The sequence below is a fragment of the Streptomyces sp. NPDC048441 genome (assembly GCF_043200235.1).
In the GTDB taxonomy this organism is placed as follows: domain Bacteria; phylum Actinomycetota; class Actinomycetes; order Streptomycetales; family Streptomycetaceae; genus Streptomyces.
The window spans coordinates 115658-130796 of sequence record NZ_JBICXM010000011.1 but is presented as its reverse complement, the minus strand read 5'-3'; the positions used below and the strand labels follow the sequence as shown (position 1 = coordinate 130796).

Genomic DNA, 15139 nt, shown 5'->3' with positions numbered 1-15139 from the left:
GGGACTCCCAACAATGGCAGTAAGCCTGTCCAAGGGTGGCAACGTCTCGCTCACCAAGGAGGCTCCGGGCCTGACCGCCGTCACCGTGGGGCTCGGCTGGGACGTCCGCACCACCACCGGCACCGAGTTCGACCTCGACGCATCGGCGATCGCGGTGAACCCGCAGGGCAAGGTCTTCTCCGACGGTCACTTCATCTTCTTCAACAACAAGTCGACGCCGGACCAGACCATCGTGCACACCGGTGACAACACCACCGGTGAGGGCGAGGGTGACGACGAGCAGATCAACGTCAACCTGGCGGGCCTCCCGGCGGACATCGACAAGATCGTCTTCCCGGTCTCGATCTACGACGCGGAGACCCGCTCGCAGAACTTCGGCCAGGTGCGGAACGCCTTCATCCGCATCCTCAACCAGGCCGGTGGCACGGAGATCGCGCGCTACGACCTCTCCGAGGACGCCGCCACCGAGACCGCCATGGTCTTCGGCGAGCTGTACCGCAGCGGCGCGGAGTGGAAGTTCCGCGCGGTCGGCCAGGGCTACGCGTCGGGTCTCGTCGGCATCGCGAAGGACTTCGGCGTCAACGTCTGAGGTTCGTAAGCGAGACGACAGCCAGTCGATGGCCAGTCGACGAGGGCCCCCGGTGGAATCTCCGCCGGGGGCCCTCGTCGTTGCAGCGGCGGCCGCAAAACCGGAGAATTCGTCAGCACCACCCACCACATGACACACGACACACGACACACGACACACGACACACAAAGGAGTGTGAGGGCCATGGCGACCGTCGTGCTGGTCGGGACGCTCGACACCAAGGGCGAGGAGTACGCCTGGCTGCGCGAGCGACTCAGGGAGTACGGCAGCGACGTACTCCTGATCGACACCGGCATACTGCCGCCACCCCCACAGACGCCCTCCGCCGACGTATCGGCCGACGCGGTGGCCCGCGCCGCCGGGCACGACCTGGCGAAGCTGCGGAGTTCGGGCGAGCGGGGCGCGGCCGTGGCGGCGATGGCGGACGGCGTGACGGAGGTGGTGCTCGGCCTGCACCGCGAAGGCAGGCTGCACGCGGTGCTCGCGGCGGGCGGCAGCGGCGGCTCGTCGATCGCCGCGCAGGCGATGCGGGCACTGCCGATCGGAGTGCCGAAGATGCTGGTCAGCACGATGGCGGGCGGCGACGTCTCGCCGTACGTCGGCAGCAGCGACATCACCCTGATGTACAGCGTCGTGGACATCTCCGGCATCAACGCGGTCTCGCGCCAGGTCCTCGGCAACGCTGCGGCGGCAGCCGCGGGCATGGCCCGCCGCTATGAACGCAACCACGACGAACTGGCGGGCCGGGGCCGCAAGGTGGTCGCCGCGACGATGTTCGGCGTGACGACACCCGCGATCGACGCGGCCCGCACCCGACTGGACGAACTCGGCTACGAGGTCCTCGTCTTCCACGCGACGGGCGCGGGCGGCCGTGCGGTGGAGAAGCTGGCGTCCGACGGCCTGCTGGCCGGCGTACTCGACCTGACGACCACGGAACTCGCCGACGAGCTGGTCGGCGGAGTCCTCTCGGCGGGCCCCGACCGCCTCACGGCCGCGGGCCGCGCGGGCATCCCGCAGGTCGTCGCCCCCGGCGCCCTGGACATGGTCAACTTCGGCCCGGAGCCGACGGTCCCGCCCCGCTTCGCGGACCGCAGCCTCCTGGTCCACAACCCCACGGTCACCCTGATGCGTACGACAGCCCAGGAGATGGCGGCCCTCGGCGCAGCCATCGGCCACAAACTCGCGGCGTCGCGCGGCCCCGCCGAGTTCTTCTGGCCGCTGCGCGGCGTCTCGGCGGTGGACATCGAGGGCGGCCCCTTCGAGGACAAGGCGGCGGACGAGGCCGGGCTCTCGGCACTGCGGACGACGGTGCGGGGCAGCGGCGTACGGCTGCACGAGGTGGACGCGCACATCAACGACACCGCGTTCGCGGTGGCGATGGCGGACCGCTTGGACGAGCTGATCGGCGCACGAGCGCTGAAGCCGTGACAGACACACTCCTACGCGAGGAGAACCAGACGATGACCGGCATCACCCGCCACACGGCCCTCACCCGCCTCAACGCCCAAGTGGCGGCGGGCAGTCCGGTGATCGGGGCGGGAGCGGGCACAGGCCTCTCCGCCAAGTGCGCGGAGGAGGGCGGTGTGGACCTCCTGATCATCTACAACTCCGGCCGCTACCGCATGGCGGGCCGCGGCTCCCTGGCGGGCCTGCTCCCGTACGGCGACGCGAACGCGATCGTGGTGGACATGGCCAGGGAGGTGCTCCCGGTGGTGAAGGACACCCCGGTCCTGGCCGGGGTGTGCGGCACGGACCCGTTCAGGGACATGGGCCGCTTCCTCGACGAGCTCAAGGCGATGGGCTTCACCGGCGTCCAGAACTTCCCCACGGTCGGCCTCTACGACGGCACGTTCCGCACGAACCTCGAAGAGACGGGCATGGGCTACGGCCTCGAGGTGGACATGGTCCGCGAGGCCCACGCCCGCGATCTCCTCACCACCCCCTACGTCTTCGACCCCGCCCAGGCGGCGGACATGGCCCGAGCGGGCGCGGACGTCCTCGTCCCCCACGTGGGCCTGACGACCAAGGGCGCGATCGGCGCGGGCACGGCCATGACCCTCGACCAAGCGGCAACAGCGGTCCAGGAGATGCATGACGCGGCGAAGGCGGTGAACCCCGACATCCTCGTCCTCTGCCACGGCGGCCCCATCGCGGAGCCGGAGGACGCGGCGTACGTCCTGTCCCACACCACAGGAATCGCGGGGTTCTTCGGCGCGTCCTCAATCGAACGCCTCCCGACGGAACGGGCGATCACGGATCAGACCCGGGCCTTCAAATCCCTCAAACCACGTACCTGACCAAGCCGCACACCTGAGACCGCCGGTCGCAGCGAGGCGCGGCGCGACCTCCTCCCTCCCCCGTTAACCTGCGCCGCATGATCCTCGAACCGCTCGTCTCCACGGAAAGCGGCGCGCTCCCCGGCGAGTTGCTCACCGAGCTCACCGCCCTCTACGCCTCGAACCGCGCCTTCCACGCCCTCTCCGGGGACTTCCCCGACCCCGACGACATCCGCCCCGAACAGGTCGCCGCCGCGCTCGCGGACGAGCTGGCCGTGCCGGGGGCCTCGGTGCTCCTCGCACGCTCAGAGGGGCGGGTCGTCGGGGTCGGCATCACGCTCGACCGGCACCCCGACCCCGCTGATCCGGACCCGTGGATCGGGCTGCTGATGGTGGACACCCGCGTCCAGCGCATGGGGTACGGGCGGGAGTTGGTGGGCAAGATCGAGGAGCGGTTCCTGGCGGCCGGGCGGGAGGGGGTGCGCCTTGCCGTCCTCGAAGGGAACGAGCGGGGGTTCGCCTTCTGGGGCGCGCTCGGGTACGAGGTGATCGACCACCGCAGGGACCGCCTCGCGGACCGCCCTTGCTCCGTGCTCCGTAAGCCATTGGATTGAGGGGGAACTCATGACCAAGTCCGTCGCCGTCTACCTCGCCCACCCGCGCCCCGGCAGCTTCAACCATGCCGTGGCCGATGCCGTCGCCGGTGAGCTGGGCAGCCTCGGCTGCCGTGTCGTCGTGCACGATCTGTACGCCGAGCGGTTCGACCCCCTGCTGCCCGCCGACGGGACGGGCACGGTCGACGACGCCGCCCCCGTGGCCGACGACCCCCTCATGGCACGGCACCGCGCCGAAGTGGCCACCCTGGACGCCATGGTGTTCGTCCACCCCAACTGGTGGGGGATGCCGCCCGCCATCCTCACCGGCTGGGTCCAGCGCGTCCTCGCGCCCGGCGTCGCCTACAAGCTGGGGAGCGCCGACGGGGAGCCCGCCGGGCTCCTGAAAGCCGGGCGCGCGCTCGTCCTCAACACCTCCGACACGCCTGCCGCCCGCGAGGAGGGCGAGTTCGGCGACCCCCTCCAGCGCGTCTGGGCCGCCTGCGTGCTGCCCTACGTCGGCGTCGGCGACGTACGCCGCCGAGTCTTCCGCACCGTCTCGGACTCCACCGGCGAAGAGCGGGCCGCCTGGCTGCGCGAGGCCAGAGAGCAGGCCGCCGCCCTCCTCGATCCGTACGCATAACGGACATTGGGCTGCACCATTCGGACAAGAACAAGTAAAGAGTTGTTCGTGAACCGTCAATCAACCGGTCACCGGTGTCACTCTCTCTCCGCCGCTCCCCACAACGGCCGAACCCCTTCAAGGAGAGCCAGTGAGACAGCAGTCCTCCACCCCTCGCAAGACCGCTGTTCGCGCCGCCGCCCTCGCCGCATCCGCCGCCATGGTCGTCATCGGCGTCCAGAGCGGAACCGCCGCCACCGCGGCCGGTGACCAGGACAGCGCCGGCGCGGCCACCCTGCGCCTGAGCGCGTCGCAGCGAGCCGAGGCCATCAAGTCGGCGCAGGCCGACGCCTCTTCGACCGCCGATGCGATCGGTCTCGGCGGCAAGGAGAAGCTCGTCGTACGCGATGTCGTCAAGGACACCGACGGCACCGTCCACACCCGCTACGAGCGCACCTACGCCGGCCTGCCCGTCCTCGGCGGCGACCTCGTCGCGCACACGGCGAAGAACGGCAAGCTGAAGAACGTCGACAAGGCCCACGGCGGGCGGATATCCGTGGCGTCGACGGACGCCGCACTGCCGGCCGCCGACGCCGAGAAGTCCGCGGTCGCCGCCGCGGACTCCGGCAAGGCCGCCGCCAAGGACGCGCGCAAGGTCATCTGGGCCGGGGGCAAGGGCAGTTCGCCCGTCCTCGCGTACGAGACCGTCGTGACAGGCGTCCAGCACGACGGCACCCCCAGTGAGCTGCACGTCGTCACGGACGCCGCCACCGGCAAGAAGCTCTTCAGCCAGGAGGCCATCGAGAACGGCACCGGGACGGGCCAGTACAGCGGTTCCGTGACCGTCGGTTCGACCGCGTCCGCGTCCGGCGGCTTCGACCTCACCGACGGCGGCCGCGGCGGGCACAAGACGTACGACCTGAACGGCGGTACGTCGGGCACCGGCACCCTCTTCCACGACGCCGACGACAAGTGGGGCGACGGGACGCCGCAGAACCGGCAGACCGCCGCCGTCGACGCCGCGTACGGAGCCGCGCAGACCTGGGACTTCTACAAGTCCGAGTTCAACAGGAACGGCATCGCGGGCGACGGCAAGGCCGCCTACTCCCGCGTCCACTACGGCAACGCGTACGTCAACGCCTTCTGGTCCGACGCCTGCTTCTGCATGACGTACGGCGACGGAACGGGCAATCTCAAGCCGCTGACCTCGCTCGACGTGGCCGGTCACGAGATGAGCCACGGCCTCACCGCGTCGACCGCGAAGCTCAACTACAGCCGGGAGTCGGGCGGCCTGAACGAGGCCACCAGCGACATCCTGGGCACGTCCGTCGAGTTCCACGCCAACAACGCGAGCGACATCGGCGACTACCTCATCGGCGAGGAGATCGACATCCGCGGCAACGGCACCCCGCTGCGGTACATGGACAAGCCCAGCAAGGACGGCAGCTCCGCCGACAACTGGTCCCGCAAGGTCGGCAACCTCGACGTGCACTACTCGTCGGGCGTCGCCAACCACTTCTTCTACCTGCTGAGCGAGGGCAGCGGCGCGAAGACCATCAACGGGGTCTCCTACAACTCCCCGACCTCCGACGGCAGCACGGTCACCGGCATCGGCCGGACCAAGGCCTACCAGATCTGGTACAAGGCCCTGTCCGTCTACATGACGTCGACGACCGACTACGCGGGCGCCCGTACCGCCACGGTCAAGGCGGCGGGCGACCTCTACGGCGCGGACAGCGCCGAGCAGAAGGCGGTCGCGGCCGCCTGGTCCGGAGTGAACGTCAAGTAGCAAGTAGCCAGTAGTGCTGGAGCGCTGGAGCGCTGCCGGATCACCCCTCTGCCCGGTCGGTTCAGGGGTGGTCCGGCTTCCCGTCCCCGTACAGCCACGGACCCCAGATCGCGCGCACCTTCTCGCGCGCCGCCTCGCCGCCCGCGTGCTTCTCCACGTACCGCGTGAAGTCCTCGGTGTCCGCGTTGCCATGCCGGTGGGTCTTCGTCCAGCCCTGCACGATGTCGTAGAACGTGTCGTCGCCCACGGCCTGGCGGATCTTGTGGATGACCATGCCGCCACGCTCGTACACCGGACTGTCCGAGATCTGGTCGGCGGACGGCGGCTTCGCGGGCGGGAAGGCCCAGATGGCGTCGTTGTCGTCCTTGTCGTCGTAGTAGTCGCCCGCGTAGACGTTGTCGAAGGTCTCCTGCACGCTGTCGCCGTCGTGGTCCTCCTCCCAGAGCCACTCCGCGTACGTCGCGAAGCCCTCGTTGAGCCACATGTCCTGCCAGGACTTGGGCGTCACGGAGTTCCCGAACCACTGGTGGGCCAGCTCGTGGACGACGAGTTCGGTGCCGGGGGCGCCGGGGAAGGTGGGGCGGGTCTGGGTCTCCAGGGCGTAGCCCGCGTCCTCCTCCTTGTCGACGATCGCGCCGGCCGACGAGAAGGGATAGGGGCCGAAGTTCAGCTCCTGCCACTCCAGGATCTCGGGGATGCGGTTGAGCGCCTTCGCGCTCTTCTTGGCCTGGGAGGGGTCGACGGCCGTGAGGACGGGGATGCCGGACTTCGTCGTCGACTTCTTCACCTCGTACGTCCCGATGGCGACGGTCGCGAGATAGCTGGCCATCGGTTCGGCGCTGTGCCAGGCGAAGGTGGTGCGGCCGTTCTTGGTCGACTCGCGGGTCAGCTCCCCGTTGGAGATGGCCTCCAGGCCGTCGGGGACAGTGACGCGTATGTCGTACGAGGCCTTGTCGGAGGGGTGGTTGCTGGACGGGAACCAGGCCATCGAGCCGGTCGGCTCGCCGAGCGCGAGCGCCCCGTCCTCCGTCCGCAGCCAGCCCTCCTCGGAGTCGTCCGGGTCGGTGATGGTCTCCGGGGTGCCGGAGTAGCGGACGGTCGTGCGGAACGTCTCACCCTTGTCGAGGTCGTCCGGCGGACGGATCGTCAGCTCCTGCCCGTCGCGGTGGAAGGAGGCGTCCTTCCCCTCGACGGTCACGCCCTTCACGTCCAGACCCTTGAAATCCAGGTTGAAGGCACTGAGGTCCTGCGTGGCCCGTGCCGTGACCTCGGCCTTGCCGGTGAGGTGACGCGCGTCGGGGTCGTAACCGAGGGTCAGGTCGTAGTGCGCGACGTCGAAGCCGCCGTTGCCCAGCTTCGGGAAGTACGGGTCGCGCACACCGTCGGCTCCGGGCGTGCCGTGCACTCCGGAGCCGCTACATGCGGTGAGGGCGAGGGCGGTGAGAGCGGCGGCGGAGGTACCGCGGAGGGCCGTGGATCGTAGGTGCACGCGTGTGATCTTATGCGGCATATGTTCGGGGTGCGAGCGCCCCGTAAGGGGCGCGGGGAGCTGCGCGCCCAGCCCCCACCACCCTGCGGAACGCTCAGAGCACCGCGATACCCAACGGCCGCTCCCCCGCCGGAAGGCGATGCGAGCGTCCGCTCTCCAGGTCGATGACGGTGATCCCGTTCCAGAATCCGTCGCGGGTGAAGCCGCCGGTGACATAGGCGGTGCGGCCGTCATCGGAGACGGCGACGTCCTCGTGCGGCCCTTCCAGCGGAAAGACCTTCTCCTTGCCGTCCTTCGTACGCATGGTCAGCGAGGGCCCCTTGTCCGACGAGGGGTCGATGGGCCCCGTGCCGACCGCGAACAGCGTGCCGTCGTCCGTGATCTGCGCGCCGTGCTGATGGGTGTTGGCCGTCATCGGCTCGATGTCGGACTCACCGGTGCGCGGATCGAGTACGACGAGCTTCTCGCCTTCGAAGGGCAGCAGGAGCTTGCCGTCAGAGGGGCGTACGGCGGCGTAGTGCGGCTTGAGCCAGGAGCCGAGGCCGCCTTCCGTGCCATAGGGGGCGACTTCGATGCGGCGGGGCTTCAGGGAGTCGGCGCGTACGACCGTCACGTCGAAGGAGTCATGGTTGGTCGCGTAGACCTCGCGGCCGTCCTTCGACACGTCCACGTCGAAGGGACGGCGGCCGACCGGGACGGTATCGGTGACCTCACGCTTCTCGGTGTCGATGACCTCCAACGTGCCCTTGCCGCCGGGCACGTTGACACCCACGTACACATGCTCGCCGTCCGGGGCGAGGGCGATTCCCATGCCGCCGCCGCGGTACTCGCCGGTGGCCGCGGGCCCGCTGTCCGTCTCGTACGGGATGCGGTCGACGCGTTCACGAGTACGGGTGTCCACGACGGCCACGGCGTCGGCGGTGGCGACCCAGGCGCGGCCGTCATCCCCCACGGTGAGCCCGTAGGGGGCGGTGCCGACCTTCACGGAGCCGATGGGGCCGCGCTCGGGGTCGACGAAGGTGACGGTGCCGGAGCCGAAGTCGGCCACCAGGAGGGTGCCTTCGGGGGTGCGCTGCTCGGTGGGGAGGGTGGCCGTGGCGGTCGGGCGTGAGGGCTCGGGGCGGGATGACGCGGAGCCGTCACCGCCGGTGCCGCAGCCCGCGAGGACGGCGGCCCCCAGGACAACGGCCCCGGCGGAGAGCGCCGCCCGGCCCACCTTCACGAGGCACCCCTGAGCAGCGCGGCGATCTCCGCGAAACCACGGCGCTCCGCGTGCGCGAGGGGCGTGACGCCGTCGCGGTCGGCGAGAGCGGGCGTCGCCCCCGCGGCGAGGAGCAGCACCACGATCTCCTGGTGTGCGCGACCGCCGTCGCCGAGGATCACGGCCTCCAACAGGGCGGTCCAGCCAAGGTCGTTGACATGATCGACATCGATGTCCGTGACGCGCAGGACTTCCCGTACGTACGCGACATGGCCGCGCTCCGACGCCGGGATCACGGAGATGCCGCCGAACCGGTTGCGGAGCTTCAGGTCGGGCCCCGCGGGAAGCAGGACGTGCAGCATGGCGACGCTGCCGGTCACGCCGGTGGCCAGCCAGGGGCTGTCGGCGCGATGGTCCTGTGCGTCGACGTCACCGCCCGCGGCCACCAGAATCCGGGCGGCCTCGACATGATCTCCCAGGACGGCGAGCAGCAGGGGTGTGCGCAGCTCGTCGTCGCGGGCCTCGACGCGGGCACCCGCGTCGAGGGCGGCTCCGACCGCCGTGGCGTTCCCGGCCCGTGCGGCGTCGAGCAGCCGCTGGTCGTCAACGGTCCTTGTCATGATCGTTCTCCTCGTCGTCGTACGGGTGAGGACCGGGAACAGCCTCAACATGCCTTCAGGACTTCAGCGGCTTCAGGACTTCAGCGGCTCAGCGGCTTCAGCGACCGAGCGCCGCGACGCCCGCCTTCGCGAACTTCTCGTCCAGGTCGCCGCTCGGGGCGCCCGCGACACCGATGCCCGCGATGGGCGCACCCTTGGCGGTCACCGGCGCGCCGCCCGCGAGGAACAGGGTGCCGGGGATGTCCTTCAGGTTCGGGGTCTTCTCCAGGTTCTTGGTGAGCTCGGAGGTCGGCGCGTTCCAGGAGACGGCGGTGTACGCCTTCTTCACGGCGGACTCGGGGGACTGCGGTCCCGCACCGTCGCCGCGCAGCTCGACGATCGTGTTGCCGTTGCGGTCGACCACGGCGACCGAGACGCGCTGGTTCTCCTTCTCGGCGGCGTCGAGGGTGGCCTGGGCGGCCTTGGTGGCGGCGTCGATGTTCAGGTGCGTCGACTGCGTGAGGTTCTTGCTGCCCGCGTCGGCGGTGACGGCGGCCTTCGTGGCGGCGTCGGGGGTTCCCGCGGTGGCCGACACGGCGCCGAAGGTTCCGGCGCCGAGGACGGCGGCGGTGGCGGCGATGGTGAGGACACGGGCGCGGCGGGAGATCTTCTGCATCGGGGGCTCCTCGGGAGGTGAAGGTGGGGTTCGGGGGAGGTTGTTTCCCTCTGCCATCAATCCTCCGGCCGCATCCGGGGCGCACCCCTCGACGTACCGGCTGGGAGCCGCGCGCGACTCGGCCGACACCAGGGTCAACCGATCGGTTGACCCTCTCGTGGCCCCACCGGGTCACAATGAGGGTGTTTGCCCAGTTCAACGACCGCGTGACGGCAGTACGCCGTGAGGGCGGTACGACGTGACGGCAGTACGAGAGGAGGCGCCGACAGTGGGACAGCAGCGCACACCGGGCCTCGACCCCCGTATGCCGGACCCCGACGCCCGCTGGCTCGCAGCGGTCATGCACACGGCGTTCTTCCTTCTCCTGGGCTCATCGCTGACCCGCTACCTGATCCGGCATCCCGGCGAACCGCGCACGCCGTGGATCATCGCGCTGTCGGTCTCCCTCGCGCTCCTCTACGTGCTCGGCCCTGTCATCGGCGCCCGCCCCACCGCGCCGCGCCGCCTCATCTGGCTGCTCCTCGTCGTGACGGTCTGGGTCGTCATCGTCCTACTCGCGCCGAGCTTCGCGTGGTGCGCGGTGCCGCTCTTCTATACCGGCCTGCGGACGCTGCCACCGCGCGCGGCCCTGTTCCTGGTTGCCGTCCTGACGGCTTTCGTGGTCGTCGCGCAGTTGCAGCTGGCGGGCCAATTCGACCCGAACCTCCTGCTCGCACCGCCTGCCTGGGCAGCGGTCGCGACCGCCGTCTTCCTCTACATGCAGCGCCAGGCCGCCCGCCAGCGCACCCTCATCGACGATCTCATCCGCACCCGCCGCGAGCTGGCCGCCATCGAACGCCGCGAAGGCACCCTCGCCGAACGCCAGCGCATCTCCATGGAGATCCACGACACCCTCGCCCAGGGCCTGTCCAGCCAGCAGATGCTGCTCCAGGCAGCGGACCGCCTCTGGGACGCGGACCCGGCAAGGGCCCGCACCCATGTCCGTACGGCCGAGTCGATCACCGAACGCGGCCTCACCGAGGCCCGCCGCTTCGTGCACGACCTCGCGCCCGCCGACCTCGCCGACGGCGGCGGCCTCGACGAAGCGCTGCGGACGCTGGCGGCGCGGACCGCGCAGGACGCGGGCCTCACGGTCCGCTTCCACGCCGAGGGCACCCCGGCCCCGCTCCCCGACCGCACGCAGTCCGCGCTGCTTCGTATCGCGCAGGGCGCCCTGGCCAACGTGACGGAGCACGCCGACGCGACCACAGCGGCGCTGACGCTCACGCACCTGGACGACCAGGTGGTGCTCGACATCGCCGACAACGGCCGCGGCTTCACCCCCACCGAACCGCCGCCCGCCCCCGACCGGCGGGGCCACGGGCTGCCCGCGATCCGCGCCAGGGCACGGCAGCTGGGCGGCACACTGACGATCGAGTCGACGCCGGGCGAGGGCACGGTGCTATCGGTGTCGATCCCACTTTCCCCCCAGGAGACCCCATGACGCCCCCTGAAACCCCTCCTCCCCCGGTCCGCCTCCTGGTCTGCGACGACCACATCGTCGTACGCGCCGGCCTCCTTGCCCTGCTGGGCAGCGCACCGGACATCGAGGTGGTCGGCGAGGCGGGCACGGGCGAGGAAGCGATCGCGCTCGCCGCGAAGCTGACCCCGGACGTGGTCCTGATGGACCTGCAACTGGGCGAGGGAATGGACGGCGTAGAGGCAACGCGCCACATCACAACCCCCTCCGACACCTCCACCTCCACCTCCACCTCTGCCTCTGCCCCCACCACCCCACCCCACGTCCTGGTCCTGACGACATACGACACGGACGCCGACATCACCCGGGCCATCGAGGCGGGCGCGACGGGCTACCTCCTGAAGGCCGAGCGCCCCGAGGAACTCTTCGCCGCGATCCACGCCGCAGCGCAGGGCCGCACCACGCTCTCCCCGCCGGTCGCGTCCCGCGTGATGGCCCGTATGCGCAAGCCGCTGCCCACCCTCACCGACCGGGAGCTCGACATCCTCGCCCAGCTCTCCCACGGGCTCGGCAACCGCGACATCGCCCGCGCACTGTTCATCAGCGAAGCCACGGTCAAGACGCACCTGGGCCGGATCTACGACAAGCTCGGCGTCGACACGCGTGCCGGAGCGGTGGCGGTAGCCAAGGAACAGCGCCTGCTGCCCTGACGAGCAGAGCCGTCCAGTCCACCCCCCTCCGGGGCCATGACACCATCACTCACGTGCTCGACATCGGCTACGCCCTCTCCCGCCGCTTCCCGGACCCCCCGCAGTTCGACTACCGCCGCGCGGACGTCCACGCGCTGCGGCACGACCTGTTCTGCGGGGATGTGTATCTCGCGGACACCAAGGCCGACCGGGAACTGTCCACAGCCTGGGGATGGGTTCCCGTCCTCGACTTCGCGTGGGCGCTGTGCGACATCGTCGAGCGGCTCGACCAGGACCCGATGGGGAGCAGGGCCTCGCGGCGCCAATACGCGGAGCTCGACTTCACGGAGTCCACGGACCGCATGTTGTTCACCCGCCGCTTCGGCTGGGTCGACATCGAGGCGGACTGGATGCGGGTGGAGGAGCCCCCGCTGACGTTCTCCCACTCCGAACTCCGCCGCGAGGCACGGGACTTCCTCCAGGATCTCATCGCGGACCTCACCGACCTCCACGAGTCCTTGGCGGACAACCCGGCGATCTGGGACTTGCAGTCTCGCTTTTCCCGGGCCCTGGGAGCCTAGCTTTTCCCTGGCCCCGCAGCCTTGCTCACCGAACAAGCCTTTCCCGCCCACCCGCCCGTTCACCCCGCAGCGTTGCTTGTGCCGAACAAGCTTTCCCACCCACCCGCCCGATTGCCCTGCAGTGATTGAGGGGTGGGCGGGTGGCCCGTACGCCCGGTGGGTGGGTAGCGGGCAGTATGGCGTGGGCGGGTGGGGTGGTGAACTCGGCGGCAGGGTTGCGAACACGCCCCGGCCGTCCGGGCTCAGCCCCGATGCACCCGCTGTCGGCAGCGCTCGCGCGGGGTCGTGTCGGTATTTCCGCCCGGAGCACGGTTCGCGGCACTCCGGGGCCGAAGTACCCATGGGGCCACTGGACGATAGCGAGGACGGACATACCGGCGCGGCCCCGCTGCCCAGACAAACCGAAGCCGCTACACAAACCCCCACCCCACCCGCCACAGGCGCCGCAGGCCTCCCCACCCACACACAGCCGGCCGCTAGTCCACCCGCACTCCCACCTCCGCAGCAAACGCCGGCGCCAGATCCATCAGCTGCCCCGTACTGATCACCGCCCCGGCCAAGCAGTCGATCCCCCGCAGGATGTCCACCTCAGCCGCACCCCGCAGGTCGACGTCCTTCATCCGGACCCCGCTGAAGTCCGCCCCCTTCAGCACACAGCCCACGAACTCCACCCGCTCAAGCATCGCCTGCCCGAAGTCCGGCTCCACCAGCACGCACCCCTCGAAGACGACGTCCCTCAACCGCGCCTTCCGCAGATTCAGATAGTCGATCTTGCCGCCCCGCACGACGACCCGCTCCAGCACACCCCCGTGCAGCTGAACACCCCCAAGACGCGCGTCCACCACCTCCACGTCCCGCAACGAAGCCTCCACCAGCTCCGTGCCGACCCCCCGCAGCTCGCTCAGCACGGAGTCCACGAACCGCGCCCTGTTGAGCCGGGTCTCCGTCACCCCGCACCCGGTCACCGCACAGTCCAGGAACAGCGCTCCCCCGCCGTCCTGCCCCCCGAGGTCGAGGTCCCGGAACTCGACCCCGTCGTAATCCCCATCGGGCTCCAGCTCAGCCGGCCGCCCCTCGTTGAAGGCCCGCAGCTCAGGCAACCGCACCTCAGGCCGCCGAGCCTTCTTCACCACTGCCGCATCCCTCTGTGCCATGCCCCCATCGTGCACCCACTCACTGACAACGCCAGGCCCCCCGATGTCACATCCAGGGCACCCCCACCGTCGTACCAAGCAGAAGCACCGACCAGACACAGACACAGGCACAGACACAGGCACAGGCACAGACACACCCGCCCACGACAGGAGCAGCCCCCCATGACCGCACCCAGGAACCGCAACAACCTGACCATCATCGGCGGCGGCTTCGCCGGCCTCACCGCGGCCATCGTCGCCGCGGAGGCCGGCGCCCAGGTGACCGTCCACGAGTCCCACGACGCCCTCGGCGGCCGAGCCCGCACCGCCGAAGGCACGTACCGCACGAACGAAGGCCCGCACGCCCTCTACAACGGAGGCCCTCACTGGGCCTGGCTCAAGCAGCGCGACCTCATCGGCCCGCTCGCCCAGCTCCCGCCCATCGAAGGCACCCGGCTCCGCCTCCACCACCAGGGCAGGCTCCGCCGAACCCCACCCCTCGCAATGCTGAAACTGCTCCGCCGCAAGCCCGAACAGGCCCCGGTGGACGAGGATTTCATGACCTGGGCCACCCGCGAGGCCGGCGAGGAAGGCGCACGCGCCGCCGCGCACTACATGGCCGTGGCGACGTTCCACCACGACCCCGGCAGCCTCTCCGCCAGGTTCCTGCAAGAGCGCCTGCGCCGCGCCACGAAGCTGCCCCCGGAAGCGCACTACCCGCGCGGCGGCTGGGCCACGATCATCGACCGCATGGCGTCGTTCGCCTGGAACCTGGGCGTACGAGTGGAGACGCTGTCCCGCATCGACGACGTCGGCGCCCTCTCCACCGCCACCGAGGGCCCGGTGATCATCGCCACCTCCCTCCCCGCGGCCCGCCAGCTCCTCAAGGACGACTCCCTGCACTGGGACAGCGCCCGCACGACCCTCATCGACCTGGCCCTGACTTCCCGCAGGGGCGACCTCTTCGTGGTCTCCGACCTGGACAGGACCGGCTGGATCGAACGGTTCACCACCCAGGATCACACCCTCGCCCCCGCAGGACAGGAACTCATCCAGGCCCAGATCCCGCTCTCCCCCGACGAGTCCAAGACGGACGGCGCCGCCCGCGCCGACCACCTGCTCGACCTCGGCTTCCCCGGCTGGCGCGAGCGCCTGATGTGGCGCCGCGACGCCGTGTCCAACGGCCGCACCGGCGCACTCGACCTCCCCGGCACCACCTGGCGCGACCGCCCCGCGATCGACCGCGGCGACGGCGTATACCTGGCGGGCGATCAGGTCGCGGCGCCCGGCCTGCTCTCCGAGGTCTCGTTCAACAGCGCCCTGAAGGCGGTGACGCTGGCACTGACCTCGACGAGGCTTGACCTCAAGTCCGCTTGAGGTACGACATTGGTGAACGACCACCTCACCACCACCTCACCACCGCCTCACCACCGCCCGAGGAGC

At 70.3% G+C, this 15139-nt stretch carries 15 protein-coding genes; 10 read left to right on the top strand and 5 right to left on the bottom strand.

Going from position 1 to position 15139, the window contains the following annotated elements:
* The first annotated feature begins 13 nt into the window (after positions 1 to 13).
* The 6 genes from ACGFSB_RS26170 to ACGFSB_RS26145 all read left to right on the top strand — a co-directional run bounded on the left by ACGFSB_RS26170 (position 14) and on the right by ACGFSB_RS26145 (position 5869).
* Positions 14 to 589, top strand: a complete 576-nt coding sequence (locus ACGFSB_RS26170) for a TerD family protein (RefSeq protein ID WP_393403870.1) — start codon at positions 14 to 16, stop codon at positions 587 to 589.
* Positions 590 to 772: 183 nt separating this feature from the next.
* Positions 773 to 2017, top strand: a complete 1245-nt coding sequence (locus tag ACGFSB_RS26165) for a Tm-1-like ATP-binding domain-containing protein (protein WP_393403867.1) — start codon at positions 773 to 775, stop codon at positions 2015 to 2017.
* Positions 2014 to 2886: a phosphoenolpyruvate hydrolase family protein gene (locus ACGFSB_RS26160; protein ID WP_393403864.1), complete on the top strand. Its 873-nt coding sequence runs from the start codon at positions 2014 to 2016 to the stop codon at positions 2884 to 2886. The genes ACGFSB_RS26165 and ACGFSB_RS26160 overlap by 4 nt, the downstream gene beginning before the upstream one ends.
* 77 nt (positions 2887 to 2963) lie before the next feature.
* A complete protein-coding gene (locus ACGFSB_RS26155; protein WP_393403861.1) occupies positions 2964 to 3479 on the top strand; it encodes a GNAT family N-acetyltransferase in 516 nt (171 codons plus the stop codon).
* Positions 3480 to 3489: 10 nt separating this feature from the next.
* Positions 3490 to 4101, top strand: a complete 612-nt coding sequence (locus ACGFSB_RS26150; protein ID WP_393403859.1) for an NAD(P)H-dependent oxidoreductase — start codon at positions 3490 to 3492, stop codon at positions 4099 to 4101.
* Positions 4102 to 4231: 130 nt separating this feature from the next.
* On the top strand, positions 4232 to 5869 hold the full coding sequence (locus ACGFSB_RS26145; RefSeq protein ID WP_393403856.1) for a M4 family metallopeptidase: 1638 nt from the start codon (positions 4232 to 4234) through the stop codon (positions 5867 to 5869).
* Between the two features lie 61 nt (positions 5870 to 5930).
* Here ACGFSB_RS26145 and ACGFSB_RS26140 read toward each other — a convergent pair whose 3' ends face one another.
* From ACGFSB_RS26140 to ACGFSB_RS26125, 4 genes are all read right to left on the bottom strand, one after another.
* Positions 5931 to 7379 carry a M1 family metallopeptidase gene (locus tag ACGFSB_RS26140; RefSeq protein ID WP_393403853.1) on the bottom strand — a complete coding sequence of 483 codons (1449 nt, stop codon included), beginning with the start codon at positions 7377 to 7379 and terminating at the stop codon, positions 5931 to 5933.
* Between the two features lie 73 nt (positions 7380 to 7452).
* A complete protein-coding gene (locus tag ACGFSB_RS26135) occupies positions 7453 to 8574 on the bottom strand; it encodes a hypothetical protein (protein ID WP_393404242.1) in 1122 nt (373 codons plus the stop codon).
* 2 nt (positions 8575 to 8576) lie between these two features.
* Positions 8577 to 9179 carry an ankyrin repeat domain-containing protein gene (locus ACGFSB_RS26130; RefSeq protein ID WP_393403850.1) on the bottom strand — a complete coding sequence of 201 codons (603 nt, stop codon included), beginning with the start codon at positions 9177 to 9179 and terminating at the stop codon, positions 8577 to 8579.
* 97 nt (positions 9180 to 9276) lie between these two features.
* Complete coding sequence (locus tag ACGFSB_RS26125) at positions 9277 to 9834, bottom strand: heme-binding protein (RefSeq protein WP_393403846.1); 558 nt, start codon at positions 9832 to 9834, stop codon at positions 9277 to 9279.
* 304 nt (positions 9835 to 10138) lie between these two features.
* Between ACGFSB_RS26125 and ACGFSB_RS26120 the strand changes: the two genes are divergently transcribed.
* From ACGFSB_RS26120 to ACGFSB_RS26110, 3 genes are read left to right on the top strand one after another with little or no spacing between them, the layout of a single operon-like run.
* Positions 10139 to 11317 (top strand): sensor histidine kinase, encoded by a 1179-nt coding sequence (locus ACGFSB_RS26120; RefSeq protein ID WP_393404239.1) that lies wholly within the window; start codon positions 10139 to 10141, stop codon positions 11315 to 11317.
* A complete protein-coding gene (locus tag ACGFSB_RS26115; protein WP_393403844.1) occupies positions 11314 to 12003 on the top strand; it encodes a response regulator in 690 nt (229 codons plus the stop codon). Before ACGFSB_RS26120 ends, ACGFSB_RS26115 begins: the two co-directional genes overlap by 4 nt.
* Positions 12004 to 12056: 53 nt before the next feature.
* Positions 12057 to 12563 (top strand): hypothetical protein, encoded by a 507-nt coding sequence (locus ACGFSB_RS26110; protein WP_393403842.1) that lies wholly within the window; start codon positions 12057 to 12059, stop codon positions 12561 to 12563.
* Positions 12564 to 13039: 476 nt separating this feature from the next.
* On the opposite strand, the gene ACGFSB_RS26105 is transcribed toward ACGFSB_RS26110, so the two are convergent.
* A complete protein-coding gene (locus ACGFSB_RS26105; RefSeq protein WP_393403839.1) occupies positions 13040 to 13717 on the bottom strand; it encodes a pentapeptide repeat-containing protein in 678 nt (225 codons plus the stop codon).
* 162 nt (positions 13718 to 13879) lie between these two features.
* On the opposite strand from ACGFSB_RS26105, the gene ACGFSB_RS26100 reads away from it, so the two are divergent.
* Positions 13880 to 15073, top strand: coding sequence for an FAD-dependent oxidoreductase (locus ACGFSB_RS26100; RefSeq protein ID WP_393403836.1), 1194 nt, complete (start codon positions 13880 to 13882; stop codon positions 15071 to 15073).
* The last annotated feature ends 66 nt before the right edge of the window (positions 15074 to 15139 follow it).

Excerpts from the sequence above, each read along its gene's own strand:
- ACGFSB_RS26120 (WP_393404239.1), top strand. The coding sequence starts at position 10,139 with ATGCCGGACCCCGACGCCCGCTGGCTCGCAGCGGTCATGCACACGGCG.
- ACGFSB_RS26125 (WP_393403846.1), bottom strand. The coding sequence starts at position 9,834 with ATGCAGAAGATCTCCCGCCGCGCCCGTGTCCTCACCATCGCCGCCACC.
- ACGFSB_RS26155 (WP_393403861.1), top strand. The coding sequence starts at position 2,964 with ATGATCCTCGAACCGCTCGTCTCCACGGAAAGCGGCGCGCTCCCCGGC.
- ACGFSB_RS26100 (WP_393403836.1), top strand. The coding sequence starts at position 13,880 with ATGACCGCACCCAGGAACCGCAACAACCTGACCATCATCGGCGGCGGC.
- ACGFSB_RS26105 (WP_393403839.1), bottom strand. The coding sequence starts at position 13,717 with ATGGCACAGAGGGATGCGGCAGTGGTGAAGAAGGCTCGGCGGCCTGAG.
- ACGFSB_RS26115 (WP_393403844.1), top strand. The coding sequence starts at position 11,314 with ATGACGCCCCCTGAAACCCCTCCTCCCCCGGTCCGCCTCCTGGTCTGC.
- ACGFSB_RS26140 (WP_393403853.1), bottom strand. The coding sequence starts at position 7,379 with ATGCCGCATAAGATCACACGCGTGCACCTACGATCCACGGCCCTCCGC.
- ACGFSB_RS26130 (WP_393403850.1), bottom strand. The coding sequence starts at position 9,179 with ATGACAAGGACCGTTGACGACCAGCGGCTGCTCGACGCCGCACGGGCC.
- ACGFSB_RS26165 (WP_393403867.1), top strand. The coding sequence starts at position 773 with ATGGCGACCGTCGTGCTGGTCGGGACGCTCGACACCAAGGGCGAGGAG.
- ACGFSB_RS26170 (WP_393403870.1), top strand. The coding sequence starts at position 14 with ATGGCAGTAAGCCTGTCCAAGGGTGGCAACGTCTCGCTCACCAAGGAG.
- ACGFSB_RS26150 (WP_393403859.1), top strand. The coding sequence starts at position 3,490 with ATGACCAAGTCCGTCGCCGTCTACCTCGCCCACCCGCGCCCCGGCAGC.